Below are 17,254 nucleotides of genomic sequence, written 5' to 3' on the forward strand. Positions count from 1 at the left end.
ACCGCCTTTTTTTATTTTTGCACATGATCGAAGCGTTAATCATATTGGTCAAAATCCTCTTCTACTTTTCCTTAATTAACCTGGCGGCAGGCTTTGTAAAGCCGGTGTATGCTCTTTGGTTTTTGGATAGGAGTAATAGGTTAAAGGTGATCTGGATATATGGAAGTGCTGCTGTGATCTTGTTTCTTTGTAAAACCATGTTACAGCTTTTGGCTTAATGGGATATGGGGAGGTAGTATGTATGGTATTCTTATTTTTGATCAAATTTAAAGGATTTCAAGGTGGGGCTTGAAGGTTGTTTAGGGGGAAAAGTTCTAAGTTAAAAAGAAAAAAGCCGGCTGAGGTTGCCGGCTTTTAAGAGTTACTCGAATGGATTGACACCCATGTTGTACCAGGCAAAGGCAAACTTGTCTGTTACCTCATCGATGATCATGCTGGTCGGCTTTCCTGCACCGTGTCCCGCATTGGTTTCGATTCTGATCAAGACCGGGTTGCTGCCCGTGTGGGCTTCCTGAAGCCTTGCGGCAAATTTAAACGAATGGGCTGGCACTACCCTGTCATCATGGTCTGCTGTTGTGACCATAGTGGCTGGGTATTCCGTATCATCCTCTAAGCTGTGAAGTGGGCTGTAGTTTTTCAAGTATTCATACATCTCCTTGCTGTCGTCAGCCGTTCCGTAATCGTATGCCCAACCTGCTCCAGCAGTAAACTGGTGATACCTCAACATATCTAGAACTCCCACAGCGGGGAAAGCTACTTTCGCCAATTCTGGTCTTTGCGTCATCGTAGCCCCAACTAATAATCCTCCATTACTTCCGCCGCTGATTGCCAGCTTTTCCGAGGAAGTATAGTTTTCAGAAATGAGGTATTCGGCCGCTGCAATGAAATCGTCAAACACATTTTGCTTTTGCATCTTGGTACCTGCTTCATGCCATTTCTTGCCGTATTCTCCACCCCCACGAAGGTTAGGAACCGCATAAACACCTCCTTTTTCCAGCCATACCGTATTGGCTACGCTAAAGGATGGTGTCAAGCTAACGCCAAATCCACCGTAAGCGTATAATAAGGTTGGGTTGCTGCCGTCAAGTTCAAGGCCTTTTTTGTGGGTGATGATCATTGGTACCTTTGTTCCGTCTTTGCTGGTGAAGAAAACTTGCTTGCTTTCATAATCTTCAGCGTTAAATTTGACGTCTGGTTTGATGTGAAGTTCGCTTTCGCCAGATTCGATCTCATATTTATATATTGTGCCTGGTGTAATGTAAGAGGTGAAGCTGTAATAAAGGTGCTCATCATCCTCCTTGGCTGAGAAACCACCTGCTGAACCAATGCCTGGCAAATCCACCGTCCTGATTTCATTTCCTTCCAGGTCAAACTGCTTTACATGGGTAATGGCATCTTTCAGGTAGGATGCAAATATGTTTTTTCCGGCAGTGCTTGCCCTCAATACGTTTTCTGTTTCAGGAATAACTATTGTCCAATTCTCTGGGGAAAGCTGATCAATCGAGGTTTGTACTACCTTGTTGTTTGGCGCGTCCATATCAGTGAAGATCAGCAATTCGTCGCCTTTGGAAGTAAGCACCGAATGGGTATTTTCCATGTCGGAAACGATAGGCTGAATTTCGCTGTCATTTTTCCGTAAATCCTGCACATACAATTCGTTGCCCGTTGTGCTGTTTGCGGCTGTTATGATCAGGAAGTTTTGGTCTTCCGTCACTCTTGCGCCTACATATCTTCTAGGGCTTTCGTCATCACCAAAGACCAGCACATCATCCTCTTGGCTTGTCCCCAGCTTGTGATAATAAAGTTTGTGGTTATTGGTAAGGGCAGAAAGTTTGCTGCCCCCCAGCTTTTCGTAGGTGCTGTAGTAGAAGCCTTCATTGCCTTTCCAGGCTATTCCGGTAAACTTGGCATCTTCTATTTTATCATCTAGCAAAGTTTTCTCATTGGCATCCATTATATAGATGTCTCTCCAGTCGGATCCGGCTACCGACACGGCATAGGCAAATAGGCTTCCGTCCTTTGTGAAATTGGCTGAGGCCAAGGAAGTGGTGCCGTCTTCCGAAAGTTGGTTGGGATCCAAGAATACTTCTTCCTGGCCATCTTCGCCTTTTTTGCGGTAAAGAACAGACTGGTTTTGCAAGCCATCGTTTTTATAAAAATACGTATAATCCCCATATTCAAATGGAGCGCCTACTTTTTCGTAATTCCAGACATCCTCAAGTTTTTCCCGGATCTGGGAGCGGAACGGGATTTTTTTCAAGTAATCAAAAGTGACCTTGTTTTGGGATTCTACCCAAGCTTTGGTTTCCTCCGCGTGATCATCCTCCAGCCAGCGGTAGGGGTCTGCCAGCTGCTCTCCCCAATAGGTGTCTATTTGCTCACCCTTGGTCGTGTTGGGGTAATTCAAATCCATTTGCATCTGTGCCTGTGCACCTGTGAAAAGGCCCAAGGCAAGGCCTAGGGCGATTAGTTTCTTTTTATCCATAGTTGAATTTGGGTTTTTATACTTGAAATATAATAAAGAAGGATCAAAAAAGCATCTGAATAAAAAAAGCCGGTCCATAATGGCCGGCTTTTGATTTAATCTATCATATCAAATCCCAAATAAGGAACCAATACCTTCGGCATCCTGATGCCATTTTCTGTCTGGTTGTTTTCCAAGATGGAAGCCACAATCCTAGGCAAAGCCAAGGCGCTCCCGTTAAGGGTGTGGGCCAAAGTAGTCTTTTTGTCCTCACCTTTAAATCTCAGCTTCAACCTGTTCGACTGGTAGGTTTCAAAGTTGCTGACAGAGCTTACCTCAAGCCATCTTTCCTGAGCGGCGGAATATACCTCCATATCATACGTCAAAGCTGAAGTGAAGCCCATATCGCCTCCGCAAAGTCTCAGTACACGGTAGGGGAGCTCAAGCTTTTGCAATAAGCTCTGTACATAATTGCTCATGTCCTCCAAAGCCTCGTAGGATTTTTCCGGATGGGTAATTTGCACGATTTCAACCTTGTCAAATTGATGCAGCCTGTTCAAACCTCTCACATGCGCTCCCCAGCTGCCCGCTTCCCTTCTGAAACAAGGCGTAAAGCCTACATTTTTGATTGGGAAATCATTTTCTGAGACAATCACATCCCGGTACAAATTGGTGATAGGTACCTCGGCAGTAGGGATCAAAAAAAGGCCGTCAGCCGCAATCTCATACATCTGACCTTCTTTGTCAGGAAGCTGGCCAGTTGCATACCCAGAGGCCTCGTTTACCACAATAGGTGGCTGCACTTCGTTGTAGCCCTGAGCGGTGGCCTCATCAAGGAAAAAGTTGATGAGTGCGCGCTGAAGTCTGGCGCCTTTACCTTTATAAACAGGAAAGCCCGCACCGGAGATTTTTGCTCCCAGGTCGAAGTCTATAATGTTATATTTTTTGATCAAATCCCAGTGTGGCATTTTGTCCTCAGCCAGGGACGGGATCTGTCCGTTTTCCAATACAATCTCGTTGTCTTCAGCACTCTTGCCTGCAGGGACGCTTTCGTGCGGGATATTTGGAATGGTATATAAAAGTTGGGTTAATTCCTGCTCAAATTCGTCGTAGCGGTTTTCAAGGTCCTTGATCAAGCTCTTGATTTCGGCAGTTCGGGACTTGACCTTTTCGGCTTCATCTTTTTTGCCCTCTTTCATCAGCATTCCGATCTGCTTGGATATGCTGTTGGATTCAGCCTGCAATTGGTCTCTTTCGGTTTGCGTTTCGCGACGTTTTTGATCTATGTCCAAAACCATTTGAAGGGTGCTGTCTGCTTCCGGGAAGTTCCTTTTCTCCAGGCCTGCCAAAACGGTTTGGTAATTTTCTTTAATGCTGTTTACCTGTAACATGGATGATTATGTATTATAAAAATGAGATAAAGTGCAAAGATAGCAAATTTGACACCAGTTAGGCAGAGCTTTTGCTTATAAAAGCGGGACACATAGGCCTCACATGGCAGTGTGTCAAAGGATCGGAATGAGAAGATTTTTACTTGTTTTCGAGCAACGTGTGAATTTATTGCTAAGATTCAGTTGCTTGCAGAAGAAAAATTTGCTAATTAAATTCTGATGATGTAATATTGCAAAGTCACAGTATCAAAAATCCCGGTCCCGGTGATTTTACATTATCCTGAAGACCTTTTTATTCCAATCACAATTAGTCACAATACTTACTTCATTTATTCAATTCGAGTAATATCATACGCTTTTTATGTATAACATAGAAGAATTAAAAATCAGATTGCTGTCTGAACTGAAAGAGATAGCTGAGGAGCTGGGGGTCAAAAACTTTAAATCCCTTAAGAAAGACGAGCTTGTTTATGCCATTTTGGACCAGCAGGCCATCACTCCGGAAAAAGCCCTCCCCAAGAAAAAGCCCTCCAAAGCAGAAATTGAAACACCTTCCTCCCCGGAAGAATCAGCAGACACACCTCAAGAACAGCCTTCCAAACCAAAATTCAGACGCCAGAACGTGACTGAACTTGAAAAGGATGATAAGGAACCAAAGCCTGAAGCCAAAAAAGAGGAGCCCAAAAAAGAAAAAGAAGCTCCAAAAGAGGCCATAAAGCAGGAAGCGCCCCAAAAGGCAGCGCCAACCCGAAAGGAAGAGCCGCAAAAAGAGCAAAAGAAAGAAGCGCCGCCCAAGCCTCAGCCAAAGCAGGAGGATAAGAGATCTTCTGAAGGCAAGCAGGAAGAGTCCGGAAGGAGCTTTAGGCCGAGAAGAAGAGCCGTGGTCGAAGAAGCCGTTTCCAGCAGCACTGCATCCGAAAAGTCTCAAGATCAGGAGCAGCCGCGTAGAAGACAGCAGCGAGATGAGGATTCACAGCCCCAATCGCAACCTAATGAGTCTTCCAGAAAGAAATCAAACATTAGCATTAAGGATTTTGATGGCATTATAGAAAATGAAGGTGTGCTTGAAATCATGTCCGACGGATACGGTTTCTTGAGATCATTGGATTATAATTATTTGGCCTCACCGGATGATATCTATGTATCCCCTTCCCAGATCAAACTTTTCGGTCTGAAAACGGGTGATAATATCAAAGGCCAGATCCGTCCTCCAAAAGAAGGGGAAAAGTATTTTGCCCTGTTGAAGGTAGGAACCGTAAACGGTAAGACTACTGAGGAGATCAGGGATAGAATTCCTTTCGAATACCTTACTCCATTGTTTCCTGAGGAAAGGTTAAATCTTACTACTAAACCGGACAACTATTCTACCCGTATTTTGGATCTTTTTGCCCCTATCGGTAAAGGCCAGAGGGGGATGATCGTGGCGCAGCCCAAAACAGGTAAGACGGTATTGCTTCAAAAAATTGCCAACGCCATCGCTGAAAACCATCCTGAAGTTCACTTAATGATCCTTTTGATCGATGAGCGTCCTGAAGAGGTAACAGATATGGCTAGATCTGTAAAGGCTGAGGTGATATCCTCAACTTTTGATGAGCAGGCCGAGCGTCATGTGAAGGTAGCTTCCATGGTTTTGGAAAAAGCGAAAAGAATGGTGGAATGTGGTCATGATGTGGTGATCCTTTTGGATTCCATTACCAGACTTGCCAGAGCATATAACACGGTAGTGCCTTCCTCAGGAAAGATCCTTTCCGGAGGTGTGGATGCCAACGCGCTTCACAAGCCAAAGAGATTCTTCGGTGCGGCAAGAAACGTGGAGAATGGCGGTTCATTGACCATCATCGCAACTGCTTTGGTGGAAACTGGTTCCAAAATGGATGAGGTGATCTTCGAGGAATTCAAAGGAACCGGTAACATGGAGCTTTCCCTTGACAGAAAACTTTCCAACCGTCGTATCTATCCAGCTATCGATGTACCGGGTTCTGGTACTCGTCGCGAGGATCTCCTTATGGACAAGGAAGAAATGCAGCGTATCTGGATCCTGAGAAAGCTCATGTCCGACATGACCTCACAAGAAGCCATGGAGTTCCTGCTTCAGAGAATGCGAGGCACACGTGACAATACGGAGTTTTTGATCAGTATGAACGGGTAAGAATTACCTAAAATAAATAATATTTAAAGCACCTCAGGATTGGGGTGCTTTTTTGTTAAATTTAATCCAATATTAATGTATTTTTTTAAAGTTCTTTTTTTATGCTGTGAAAAGCATATATTTGTATTGATTTTATCTCCGTAAGTTTTATGTATAAGTTATTTTGTTTTTTCTTATTTACGTCTTATTCTGCATATTCACAAGAATGCCAGAGTTGTGAGGGGGCTATTTTAAATAAATACCGTAACAATGGGCCTAGAGTAGTTAATTATATACCAAATAATGATAAGACTACTAAAATACAAGATTTTTGGACTAAAAAGTATGATAGCTTGGCTTATCAAACTGTAGTTTTTGATAGAGGGGGGACTTTTACCTGGGATGTTCCAGCTGGAAATGAAACATTGAGACTAGGTGGAATAATTCTAGATAATAATACAAAATTAGAACTTGAGAAAAATGGTGGAAACCATATGGCCTTTGATATTCAAAATGGGTGTATTACTATAAAAAGTGGTTCGTCTTTAGAGTTTGGGTATATTTCAGGTTTGAAAAATGTTGAAATTTGTGTTGAAGATAATGCGGAATTAATTTTTGATGGTGATAAAAACCGTGAAACTTTTACTTTTGATGGTGTGAAAATCAACTTAATGGGAGACAATGCAAAGCTTAAGTTTGATATTGCAGAAATTGACATAAAAAATGGGGGACTTGTAATTGATGGTTGGACAGGTGATGGCTATTGTTCTGACCCAAATGATGATGATACAGCCCCTACAGAAGGAGAGTCGGGAAATATTTCTTGGTCAAGTGGCACCAAAAATATTTGTTCTTTATTAAATATTAATGTCCTCCCAGTCGAATGGCATCAAGTATCCGCCAAATACGCGCCTTTTTCCCGTTCCAACACAGTGAACTGGTCGACCCTCAAAGAATGGGAAAACAGCCATTTTGAAATTGAGCGGTCCATAGATGGAGTGAAGGATTATAAGAAGATAGGGCGTGTGGAAGGCATGGGCTGGTCGGATGATTTGACGGTGTATAGTTTTTGTGATGAGGATCTGCCCCTGCGTGGGGGTAGAGTTTATTATAGAATTAAGCAGGTTGATTTTGAAGGGACTTTTGATTATAGCCAGACCATGATGGTGAATGTACCAGGGGTACAGGTGACCAAGGGTGAGTGGCGCGCCTATCCCAATCCCATTAGGGGGAATAAATTCAATATCGTCCGTCTGGCTACGGAAAGCCTGCGGTCGGATATTCAGGTAAAAGTGATGACTTCCCAGATCCCGGTGGCTACCTTCACGGCCAAAAGCGAGGTAGAGCTTAACAGTCACGTACAAAAGCTCCTGCCCAGAATCCCAAAAGGGGTTTTCGTGGTAGAGCTTCAGTCCAATCAGCAGATAGAATACCTGAAGGTTATCAAAGATTAAAAAATATTACGGAATATAATTATTATCCATAGGGAGATCGGTAGCCAATTTCCATTTGCTTTTAGTGAAGGAAGACCGAAGACCGAAGACCGAAGAAGTTGGCTAATCTAGTATCAGACCAAGAATATGGAATTAAAATTCCCGGTGGGTTCAACCTGCCGGGAATTTTTGCTTTTCAGATGGCTGATAAATCATGGTTGTGCTATCAAAATCTGCTTATTGTCCACTTTGAGATATGTGAATAACTGTGTGGATAAATAAATCATTAAATAGTGATAAAAAAGGGAGTGGGGATATTGCGGGATTAAAATTTTTCTGTAAATTTACTTCTGTAATGCAAATAAACGGTGTCTAAATGCATTTATAGATTTTTTAAATTTACTTTTAGCGATGAGAAGAAATGAAGGGGCCTGGCTTTTTGATACTCATTTTTTTATCCCTTTTTCTTAAAAAAACATTTCTTTATCAAGGTTGGCTTATAAAGTCAGCCTTTTATTTTTATAAAACTACATGGTTTTGGTATTTCTAGGGTAATCTGTAATTAATTCTAAGATGAGGAGTGATTCAAATTAATTTATTCCATATATTTGTATAAGCAAAATTATTTTTGTCTCAATTTCTTTTTTTAAGAAGTTAGCTATTCTGCGAGTGAGTGTCTATTACTTTCCGATTTTTAGGAGTAAATGCTTGCATTATGAAAGTCTTTTTTAAGTCAATTTTCTTTTATTTTATACTTACCGCTGGCTTTGCCCAAGGCCAGTGCTTCAGGGAATATCCTATTTCAGGGAATTTTTCCTTCAATGTTCCATTTGGGGTTACATCAGTCACAGTTGAAGTTTGGGGTGCTGGTGGAAAAGGGGCTGATATGTCCATTACTGGTGGAGGTGGTGGGGGCGGTGGCGGTGCCTACTCTAGGCAAACGCTTGTAGTGATCCCAGGACAAACTCTTAGTGTTTTTGTGGGGGAAGGCAGTGAAAGCGTTAATCCAGGGGAAGCCTCTTGGGTTTCATTATCAACAAATGTAAATAACCCTTTTGTACTTGCTAGAGGTGGAAGCTCCGTAGGTCTAAATTCTCCAACAGGAGCACAGGGTGGACAAGCTGCCTTGGGGATAGGAGAGATTAGGTACAACGGTGGAAATGGAGGCAATCAAACCACTACTACTCGGCCACCGGGAAACACTATATCCCCTGTTTCGGGCGGAGGTGGTTCATCCGGTGGTACTTTCCAAAATGGTGTTGCTGGCCAGGGGCCAACTGGAGGTGAAGTAGAAGGTGGGGGCAAAGGTGGTGATGGGAGTAGTCAAGGGCAAGGAAGTTCAGATGGAATTAGAGGTGGTGGCGGTAGTGGTGGAAGAAGGCAAACAGATAATCCTGCTCAAAATATCGCTGTCGGAGGTAAGGGCGGCAACGGATATGTGAAAATTTCATACTCCTGTCCTGATGCTGATCCCAATTGGCCAGATTGTGCCACATTAATCGATGATGGAGCTCTAACTGGGGAGGCCATAATAGAGTTTTTAACCGGGGTTTGTGAATGGATTCCTCCTGTTGGACTTACTGAGTTTGAAGTAATGGTAGTTGGTGGTGGCGGTGGCGGCGGTAGAGGTGAAATGGCCGGCGGCGGCGGCGGTGGGGGGCATATTGAATTGACCTTTACAAACATTAATAATGGTCAGGGGTTTGGCTTTGATGTTAGGATCCCTATAGTAGTGGGTGATGGAGGGGTTGGCTCAGGTGATTTAAACAATAGAGGTGGCGACGGTGGTCAATCAAGTTTTGATTTGAATGGATCTTTTGCAGTTATTTCTGGTGGTGGAGGTGGTGGGGGTTCCACAAATGAATCAGATGGTAGTGCGGGGACTGGAAATGGTGCAGCAGGTGGTGGAGCGAGTGGAAATGGTAGTTTTGGCAATGGCGATGGAAATAATGGGGGAATAGGTATAATTAATGGTCTAGATGGCTCTGGTGGGGGTGGTGGAGGAGCCGGCTCGGCAGGTATTAGTGGTGCATTGGATGCTGAATTTGTATCGGGAGGAAATGGTGGGGCTGGCGTAGAGTCTGACTTTTCAGGCATACGGAATATATATTCTGCTGGAGGAGGTGCTACGGCAACATTAGGGGATTTATATTTAAGTTCTCAAGGTGTTGGGGGTAGCGGGGTTGGCGGTGTTGCTAGGAATGTTGGAGAAGGTGGTGCTGGTCAAACACCAGGTTCAGGCGGTGGAGCAGGTAGCCTTCAAGGCGGGGATGGTCGATCTGGAATTGTCATTGTCAAGTTCCAATTGATAAGCATTACCCCAATTGAATGGCAAAATATTAATGTTACATTCAATAATAATATAAGAGAAAATAAAATTTACTGGTCCACCACCAAAGAATGGGAAAATAGCCATTTTGAAATTGAAAGGTCCATTGATGGCGCTAGTGGGTTTGAGGTTATTGGCAATGTGCAGGGTACAGGGTGGTCGGAATCCCTGAGCAATTATGAATTCGTGGACGACAGGCTTCCGTTGAAGGGTGGGAACTTGTTATATAGATTGAAGCAGGTGGATTTTAATGGGTCGTTTGACTATAGCGACATCATTTCAATCCGGGTGCCATCAGCCACGTTCACCCAAGGGGTGTGGCGGGCGTATCCCAATCCCGCCACTGGGACGGAATTTCAGCTGGAACTGTTGGACGCCCAGCAGTACCGTGGCGAGGAGATTTTATGCCGTATTTTTTCATCCACCACCAGCTCGGGGCAGTTGGCGTTTAAGGACCTCAATGAACTCAGGTTCGGGGCCTCAGAGTTGATTGGGGCCATTACCCCGGGGCTATGGATTCTTGAAGTGCACTGGGGAGACAAAGTAGAAAGGATCAAGATCGTTAAAAGATGATGGCCCTTACTTTTTAGATTGTATTTCCCTCAGTCAATTTGATTTTTGTAGATTTGTAATTCAAGCACCTGTCTGTTTTTCTATGAACTCTCCTATTGAAGTACTTAAAGGCTTTTTTGGCTATAATCAATTCCGTGGCAACCAGGAAGCCATTATCAAATCGGTGATGGACAAGAAGGACACCATTGTCCTCATGCCTACCGGTGGAGGGAAGTCAGTCTGCTACCAAGTGCCGGCGATGGTTTTGGAAGGGTTTACCCTTGTGATAAGTCCTTTGATTGCTTTGATGAAAGATCAAGTGGATGCGCTTAACGCCAATGGTATCCCCGCGGCTTTTTTGAACAGTACCCAAAGCCAAAGTGAGCAGCGATACATTCTTCAGGAAGTGAAACAAGGAAAGATCAAGCTGGTGTATGTAGCGCCGGAAAGACTATTTTCCCCATCTTCACCCTTGTCGGATTTTTTGCAAAACAGCAAACTTTCCTTGGTGGCTGTCGATGAGTCCCACTGCGTGTCCCAATGGGGGCATGATTTCCGTCCAGAATATCTCAAGATAGGTGAACTCAGGAAGCTTCTGCCTAACATCCCATTCATAGCCCTCACTGCCACAGCGGATAAACTTACCCGCAAGGATATTGCGCTTAACCTAGGCCTGAAGGATCCCCAATGGTTTATCTCTTCTTTTGACAGATCCAACATCACCTATAGAGTGGAGCCCAAGCGGAATTCTTTCGAAAGGTTGCTAGAGTTCCTGGAAGAACAGCAGGGGAATAGTGGGATCATTTACTGCCTTTCCAGAAAGAATGTGGAGGAGACCGCCGAAAAACTCCAGATGGTTGGGCTTTCTGCTTTGCCCTATCACGCAGGATTGCCCAGAGAAGTCCGGGAGAAGAACCAGGAACAGTTTATCAAGGATGAAACCAAGATCATGGTGGCTACCATCGCTTTCGGGATGGGGATAGATAAGTCCAATGTGAGGTTTGTAGTTCACATGAACCTGCCCCAAAACATTGAAGGCTACTATCAAGAAACCGGTAGAGCAGGAAGGGATGGGTTGCCCAGTGAGGCTTTACTTTTCTTCAGCGTGGCTGATTCCATTACACTTGAGCGCATGCTCGAGAAAGCCGACAATCCCGACTATGTGGCTATCATGAAAGGGAAACTTGCCAAAATGAGAAATTTTGGAATGAGCAGAACTTGTCGTAGGAAGTATTTGATGAATTATTTCGGGGAGGATTTTACCGATAATTGTGGCAATTGTGACATTTGTTTTAGCCAGGGGAATGCTCGGGACATGACTGTGCCTTCACAGATGCTGTTGTCCGCCATAGTAAGGTTGCAGGAGTCTTTTGGGCTTGGGTACACCATTCTTATTTTGAGAGGGTCAAAGTCTGCTAAAATAAGAGAGGAGCATGCCAAATTGTCTGTGTATGGGATTGGCAAGGACCAGACAGAAGATTATTGGAAAACTCTGGGGGAAAAGTTGATGAAGGAGGGCTATATAGCCGAGGCCGGAAGCCAGTTCCCGACTCTTAAATTAACCACCATGGCTTGGGACAAACTCAAAAAGAAAGAGAAAATATTCTTGCCAATGGAGGCGCCTGTCAAGGTTTCCAGAGAAGTTGCATATAATAAGGAGTTGTTTGAAGCCTTAAAAGAGGTGAGGTTCGAATTAGCCAGAAAGGAAAATGTGCCTCCGCATATTGTGTTTTCTGATACCACGCTAGTTGATATGGCTACCTATTGCCCCAATACCAAGGAAAGACTTTTGGATATGACTGGTGTTGGTGAGGTAAAGGCTGACCGTTATGGGACCGACTTTTTGGAAGTCATAAAACGGTTTATCAAAACCCATAAGTTAAAAGTCAGGATGAAGCTGACAACTAGCAAGAGTGCTGTCAAAAAAGCAGTAAGTACGGGTGTGTCGGATACAGAATGGTTGACCTACAAATACTTGCAGGAAGGTATGAATACCTATCAAATCGCCGATAAACGCGAGATGAAAGTCAATACTATTGAAAGTCACTTGGTAAATTTGGTGAAAAACGGTAAAGTGGATGCTGAAAAGTTTGTCTCAAAGGATGACATCACAAGCATTCGGGTATTTTATAGAAGGCTTGAGGAAAAGCGCCTCAAGCCTGTCAAAGAACATTTTGGGGACAGGTTCAGCTATTGTCAAATCAAGCTCGCCCTGGCCCATGAGAATTAGAAAAGGGAGAATTTTAGTTTTGTAGTTAGCGATTCCAGGGCTTTCATAGCTTTGAGGCTATTTCCCTTATCGTTGAGCTGGGGGCTGAATGCTGCGACACTAAATTTGTTTGGCATCACGGCTGCCACGCCTCCGCCTACACCACTTTTTCCCGGCATACCCACTCTGAATGCAAACTCCCCGGATTCATCATAAAACCCACAGGTCAGCATCAGGGCATTTACCCTTTGGGTGTGCCTTTTGGTCAGGATGCTGCGGTCAGCAAAAATGCAATGACCATCATTGGCCAAAAAGTTAAACGACCTGGCCAAGTCGATACAGTTTATTTCAAGAGAACAATGGTAAGTATATACATCCAAAACCCTGTCTATGCCGTTGTTAAAATTTTTATGCGCGCGTAGAAAGTGGGCCAAGGCCATGTTTCGGTCAGAATGGTCTAATTCCGATGTGTGGACTATGGGGTTGACCTTTACAGACTTATGGCCAGTAATTTCATTGATAAATTTGATGATGTCCTTTTCAGGGTCTTTAAATTTTGAAACCAAAGCATCTGTGATTACCAGGGCCCCGGCATTGATGAATGGGTTTCTGGGAATTCCTTTTTCATATTCCAGCTGTGCCACAGAGTTGAATGGGTTGCCGCTGGGTTCCACATTTACGCGGTGCCAGAGCTTGCTCTTGAAAACATGGAAAACCATGGTAAGGGTGTGAACTTTGGAAATACTTTGGATAGAAAATTCCTTCCGATAATCCCCTGCGCCGTAAACATTCCCTTCTAAATCCACCAATGCGATACCAAATAAATCGGGGTCTATATCAGCCAGTTGGGGAATATAATCAGCCACTTTACCTTTCAGTTTTAATTTTGATACCTCGTGGTAAACTTCATCTATTAATTCTTGATAATCCATAAAAAGTTAGCCTTGCTATATAATAAATTATGCTTAATATCTTATATGAAATAGATAATTCCCTCCTTTTCAGAAGGTTTAATATTTTACCTATTCGAAATTGTACTTTGTCAACAAAAAAAAGTCAAAAAATACCCCTAATTGGGTATTTCAAAAAAGTTGGTTCACTTCTATCTTTACGTAGGGTGATTAAGCAACTTTTTCCGCTTTACTATTTTTGAGAAACTATAAAGGAGGTATTTTTTGATAACTTTTTCTACCTCCTTTTCTTTTTTCTTAATCAACCCAATGGCCAAATTTGCCTTGCTGGTAATCTTGGTAAGCCTGCATGATTTCCTGCTGTGAATTCATTACAAATGGCCCTTGCGCCACTATGGGTTCCATAAAAGGCTTGGCGTGTCCCAATATAATAACGGCGTCCTCACTGGCGCTCACTTCCAAGGTACCATCTTGATTGGCAAATTCCACTAGATTCCTAAATCCCACCTCAGTTCCATTTACATTAACCGTGCCCCTCACTACATAAAAAAAGATATTTTCACTGCTAGGCACTTCCTTAGTAAATTTCCCCCCTTCATTCATATGTATTGTGCTCAAGAAAATGGGATTTAAAGTTTCAAACGCTCCCTTTTCCCCATTCCATTCTCCTGCTATTAGCTGGATGGTGACCTTTTCATCCTCAGGGTAAGTGAAAGTGTTTATTTCTTCTTTCTGTAGTCCGATGTATTTTGGGGCAGTCATTTTATGTTTTGCGGGAAGGTTGACCCATAGTTGAAGGATCTCCAGCGGGCCGCCTTCTTTTTTGAATTGATCGCTGCTGACTTCCGCATGGATCAACCCCTTTCCGGCGGTCATCCATTGTACACCCCCAGCCTCTATTACCGATTCGTGTCCTGAGGAGTCCTTATGTGATATATCACCTTCCAATATAAAGGTGACTGTTTCCATACCCCTATGTGGGTGGGGGCCAAATGGGAGGCCATTGTTTCCCTTAGCGTAGGTCTGATGACCGTGGTGATTTAAAAATAGGAAAGGATCCAAATATTGAAGCCTTTGTGTGGGCATGGGGCTGTAAGTGATTAAGTCCGCAATAGGACGAAATTCCCCGGGATGAATTTGTTTGATCGTTTTCATGGGTTCATAAAATATGCATAAAAAAAAGCTTGAAGGTTATTCAAGCTTTTCAGTTTCTTATTTAAGCCAAGCTAGGCTGATTTCGTCTGGGGTTTTCATTCGATCTGCTAGCCTCATGTATCTGGAAGAAAGTCCGGATAAATAATCTTGGGCTTTAGCCGCTACATCGTTGAGTCCGGTTACGTTCTCTACATCCCACAGCTTCACTAGGTGATCGATTATTCTGGCGTAATCCCAGCCGGTATACACCCCGATTTTTTGGGTGATGGCCGAAAACTGACTGAAAAGAGTTGGATTGTTTCCACCTTCACCCATAAGAACTGCAGGCATCACAATTTGTTTTTTCATCATTTTCTCAAAGGCAACCATCGCACCATTGGGGTCGATTTCAAAGATCCTGCTCATGAAAGACTTATAGGCCTTCTCATGACGGGCTTCATCACCGGCAATGGTTTTGCAAATCCTGGAAAGCACATCATCACCGGCCTTAGTGGCTAGTTTTCCGGTATTCACGTGGGATACCTTGGTGGCTCTTTCCTGAAAAGAAGTATAGATAATGGCCTGATAAGGATCTTTTTCAGATCTTGGATCAAAACCGTTATAGATTAGTCTGTGGATCGTTTGCTCTACCGCTTTCATGTCTGCACGGCCAGAAAGGTAAAGGTATTTGTTGAGCAGGTCGCCATGGCGGTTTTCCTCAGCCGTCCAGGCTTTGGACCATCTTACCCAGCCTCTTTCGCTTAAAAGGCTTCCCTCAGGATTGATGCCTTCCAAAAGGTTGAAGTAAGTCTGGTAACTCGGAAGGGCCTCCTCGGTGATCATGTTGCCAATCAGGGAAGTGATTACCGTGTCAGGGATGCCGGCCGCTCTTTCCTGCAGGGCTTTCACCTGGTCGAGGGCATCAGGCTCGGTCATGTTAGGAAGGAAATCGGTGGGCTGCCAGCAATCGTCTGGATCTACCAACACGCTGTCGACAGTCTCGCCTACAAGATCATCAAGTTGGCTGATGACCTCCATGTTTTTTTCTAATTCGTGGTTTGTTATTGCTTTCATGGTACTTTATATTCCTATTCTAAAAGAAAATTTCCAGTCTTTCAAATGTAGGATTACACTAGCAGAACGGGAGGATTCAGTTATTTTGGGCATGGTTAGGCCCGTATAAACAGCAAGTTAAGGATAATCCTGTAAAGCTCAATATGGAAAACCCGTTTAATCTTTTCAGTTTCCTCTTGGATTTTGTTAATTTATCCACATTTTTTAACAAACCCAACCATTCTAGGGGCTACTTGACCGTTTGTAGATAATCGTTTCCTGTTATGGAAAGTTTGTGCTACATTCCTTTTTAGACTAAAATCTAACCTAATCCATTACTATGAAAGCATTGAAGTATATCGGGATGGCTTTGGCCTTCCCCATGATGTTTGCCTGCCAGCAGTCAGATGTGCAGCAGGATACCGATTATCAATCCATGAGCGATGAGGAAAGGCTGGAGGCTGCCCGCTCCATGGCCCAGGAATTTATCATGGTTGATGGGCACGTGGATTTGCCTTACAGAATGAAGGTGGGAGGGTTTACCCTGCAGCGTGAAATGTTGGACGTATCGGAAAGAACCGATGGGGGGAATTTTGACTACCCAAGAGCCAAAGAAGGGGGACTTGATGCTCCCTTTATGTCGATTTACATTCCGGCAAGTTATCAGGAAAGGGGCGGGGCAAAAGCATTTGCTGATTCCCTGATTCTGATGACCGAGAGGATAGCCGACACCTGGCCTGACAAATATGCCATGGCCTACAGCCCTAGTGATATCGAGTCTAATTTTGAGAAGGGACTTATTTCCCTGCCTATGGGGATGGAAAACGGAGCCCCTATAGAGGACAAGCTTGAAAATGTAGCCTATTTCCACGAAAGAGGAATCCGCTATGTGACCCTCACCCATGGAAAAGACAACTTAATTGGAGATTCCTCTTATGATGATACCAAAACGCATGGTGGTCTTAGTGAATTTGGCAAAGAGGTAGTAAAAGAAATGAACCGCGTGGGTATCATGGTAGATATTTCGCACGTTTCGGATGATACTTTTTATGATGTCATGGAATTGACAAGCGTTCCCGTAATTGCCTCCCATTCCTCTGCAAGAAAGTTTACCCCAGGGTTTGAAAGAAACATGGATGATGATATGATCAAAAAACTGGCTGAAAATGACGGTGTGATCATGATCAATTTTGGAGGAAGCTTCATAGACGGGGATTACCAGCAGAAGACAGGTGAAGTGAGGGAGCATATTGTGAACTGGTTGGCCGAAAATGAATTGAGCAGAAATGATCCCGAAGCCCAAAAGTACATCTCTGAATACTCGGCCAAGCACAACCCTTTTCCGGATGTGCAAAAAGTAGCCGACCACATTGACCACGTGGTATCCTTGGTGGGGATCAACCATGTTGGACTGGGTTCGGATTTTGACGGAGTGGGGGATTCTTTACCCACAGGGCTCAAAGATGTCTCTATGTATCCAAACCTTTTCGCGGAATTGTTGAAAAGAGGGTATAGCAAAGAAGACATCGAGAAAATCTGCAGCACCAATGTGTTTAGGGTTTGGAGAGCCGTGGAGGACTTCGCATCCAAAAGCTAAAAAATCTGTAAAAAATCCTTTGCCGAAATACTCCCTCTTGGTATAATTTATGT

The 17,254-nt window shown here is 43.8% G+C and carries 11 protein-coding genes; 6 read left to right on the forward strand and 5 right to left on the reverse strand.

Features of this window, described 5'->3' with window-relative positions; all coding sequences use genetic code 11:
• Nucleotides 1-23: 23 nt before the first annotated feature.
• Complete coding sequence (locus KIH41_RS01880) at nt 24-218, forward strand: hypothetical protein (RefSeq protein WP_213945042.1); 195 nt, start codon at nt 24-26, stop codon at nt 216-218.
• 143 nt (nt 219-361) lie between these two features.
• Here the strand turns inward: KIH41_RS01880 and KIH41_RS01885 are convergent, their stop codons facing one another.
• The gene (locus KIH41_RS01885) at nt 362-2,485 is read right to left on the reverse strand and encodes a prolyl oligopeptidase family serine peptidase (protein ID WP_214161302.1); all 2,124 of its coding nucleotides are present in this window, start codon (nt 2,483-2,485) and stop codon (nt 362-364) included.
• A 95-nt stretch (nt 2,486-2,580) separates the two neighbouring features.
• The gene (gene serS / locus KIH41_RS01890) at nt 2,581-3,855 is read right to left on the reverse strand and encodes a serine--tRNA ligase (RefSeq protein WP_214161303.1); all 1,275 of its coding nucleotides are present in this window, start codon (nt 3,853-3,855) and stop codon (nt 2,581-2,583) included.
• 361 nt (nt 3,856-4,216) lie between these two features.
• Between serS and rho the strand changes: the two genes are divergently transcribed.
• The 4 genes from rho (at nt 4,217) to recQ (ending at nt 12,527) form a co-directional block, all read left to right on the forward strand.
• The gene (rho, locus tag KIH41_RS01895) at nt 4,217-6,004 is read left to right on the forward strand and encodes a transcription termination factor Rho (protein WP_214161304.1); all 1,788 of its coding nucleotides are present in this window, start codon (nt 4,217-4,219) and stop codon (nt 6,002-6,004) included.
• Nucleotides 6,005-6,336: 332 nt separating this feature from the next.
• Nucleotides 6,337-7,437, forward strand: coding sequence for a hypothetical protein (locus tag KIH41_RS01900; RefSeq protein ID WP_214161305.1), 1,101 nt, complete (start codon nt 6,337-6,339; stop codon nt 7,435-7,437).
• Between the two features lie 694 nt (nt 7,438-8,131).
• A complete protein-coding gene (locus tag KIH41_RS01905) occupies nt 8,132-10,318 on the forward strand; it encodes a glycine-rich domain-containing protein (RefSeq protein WP_214161306.1) in 2,187 nt (728 codons plus the stop codon).
• Between the two features lie 82 nt (nt 10,319-10,400).
• Nucleotides 10,401-12,527, forward strand: coding sequence for a DNA helicase RecQ (recQ, locus tag KIH41_RS01910; protein WP_214161307.1), 2,127 nt, complete (start codon nt 10,401-10,403; stop codon nt 12,525-12,527).
• On the opposite strand, the gene KIH41_RS01915 is transcribed toward recQ, so the two are convergent.
• The 3 genes from KIH41_RS01915 to KIH41_RS01925 all read right to left on the reverse strand — a co-directional run bounded on the left by KIH41_RS01915 (nt 12,524) and on the right by KIH41_RS01925 (nt 15,625).
• Nucleotides 12,524-13,438, reverse strand: a complete 915-nt coding sequence (locus KIH41_RS01915) for a glutaminase (RefSeq protein ID WP_214161308.1) — start codon at nt 13,436-13,438, stop codon at nt 12,524-12,526. The genes recQ and KIH41_RS01915 overlap by 4 nt on opposite strands.
• Before the next feature lie 276 nt (nt 13,439-13,714).
• A complete protein-coding gene (locus KIH41_RS01920; RefSeq protein WP_213945034.1) occupies nt 13,715-14,572 on the reverse strand; it encodes a pirin family protein in 858 nt (285 codons plus the stop codon).
• Nucleotides 14,573-14,629: 57 nt separating this feature from the next.
• The gene (locus tag KIH41_RS01925; protein WP_213945033.1) at nt 14,630-15,625 is read right to left on the reverse strand and encodes an acyl-ACP desaturase; all 996 of its coding nucleotides are present in this window, start codon (nt 15,623-15,625) and stop codon (nt 14,630-14,632) included.
• A gap of 361 nt (nt 15,626-15,986) precedes the next feature.
• Here KIH41_RS01925 and KIH41_RS01930 point away from each other — a divergent pair, with 361 nt between their 5' ends.
• Nucleotides 15,987-17,201, forward strand: coding sequence for a dipeptidase (locus KIH41_RS01930; protein ID WP_394369781.1), 1,215 nt, complete (start codon nt 15,987-15,989; stop codon nt 17,199-17,201).
• Nucleotides 17,202-17,254 lie beyond the last annotated feature (53 nt).

The sequence above is a fragment of the Litoribacter ruber genome (genome assembly GCF_018500185.1).
In the GTDB taxonomy this organism is placed as follows: domain Bacteria; phylum Bacteroidota; class Bacteroidia; order Cytophagales; family Cyclobacteriaceae; genus Litoribacter; species Litoribacter ruber.

Excerpts from the sequence above, each read along its gene's own strand:
- KIH41_RS01885 (WP_214161302.1), bottom strand. The coding sequence starts at position 2,485 with ATGGATAAAAAGAAACTAATCGCCCTAGGCCTTGCCTTGGGCCTTTTC.
- rho (WP_214161304.1), top strand. The coding sequence starts at position 4,217 with ATGTATAACATAGAAGAATTAAAAATCAGATTGCTGTCTGAACTGAAA.
- KIH41_RS01925 (WP_213945033.1), bottom strand. The coding sequence starts at position 15,625 with ATGAAAGCAATAACAAACCACGAATTAGAAAAAAACATGGAGGTCATC.
- KIH41_RS01930 (WP_394369781.1), top strand. The coding sequence starts at position 15,987 with ATGATGTTTGCCTGCCAGCAGTCAGATGTGCAGCAGGATACCGATTAT.
- serS (WP_214161303.1), bottom strand. The coding sequence starts at position 3,855 with ATGTTACAGGTAAACAGCATTAAAGAAAATTACCAAACCGTTTTGGCA.
- KIH41_RS01880 (WP_213945042.1), top strand. The coding sequence starts at position 24 with ATGATCGAAGCGTTAATCATATTGGTCAAAATCCTCTTCTACTTTTCC.
- KIH41_RS01915 (WP_214161308.1), bottom strand. The coding sequence starts at position 13,438 with ATGGATTATCAAGAATTAATAGATGAAGTTTACCACGAGGTATCAAAA.
- KIH41_RS01905 (WP_214161306.1), top strand. The coding sequence starts at position 8,132 with ATGAAAGTCTTTTTTAAGTCAATTTTCTTTTATTTTATACTTACCGCT.
- recQ (WP_214161307.1), top strand. The coding sequence starts at position 10,401 with ATGAACTCTCCTATTGAAGTACTTAAAGGCTTTTTTGGCTATAATCAA.
- KIH41_RS01920 (WP_213945034.1), bottom strand. The coding sequence starts at position 14,572 with ATGAAAACGATCAAACAAATTCATCCCGGGGAATTTCGTCCTATTGCG.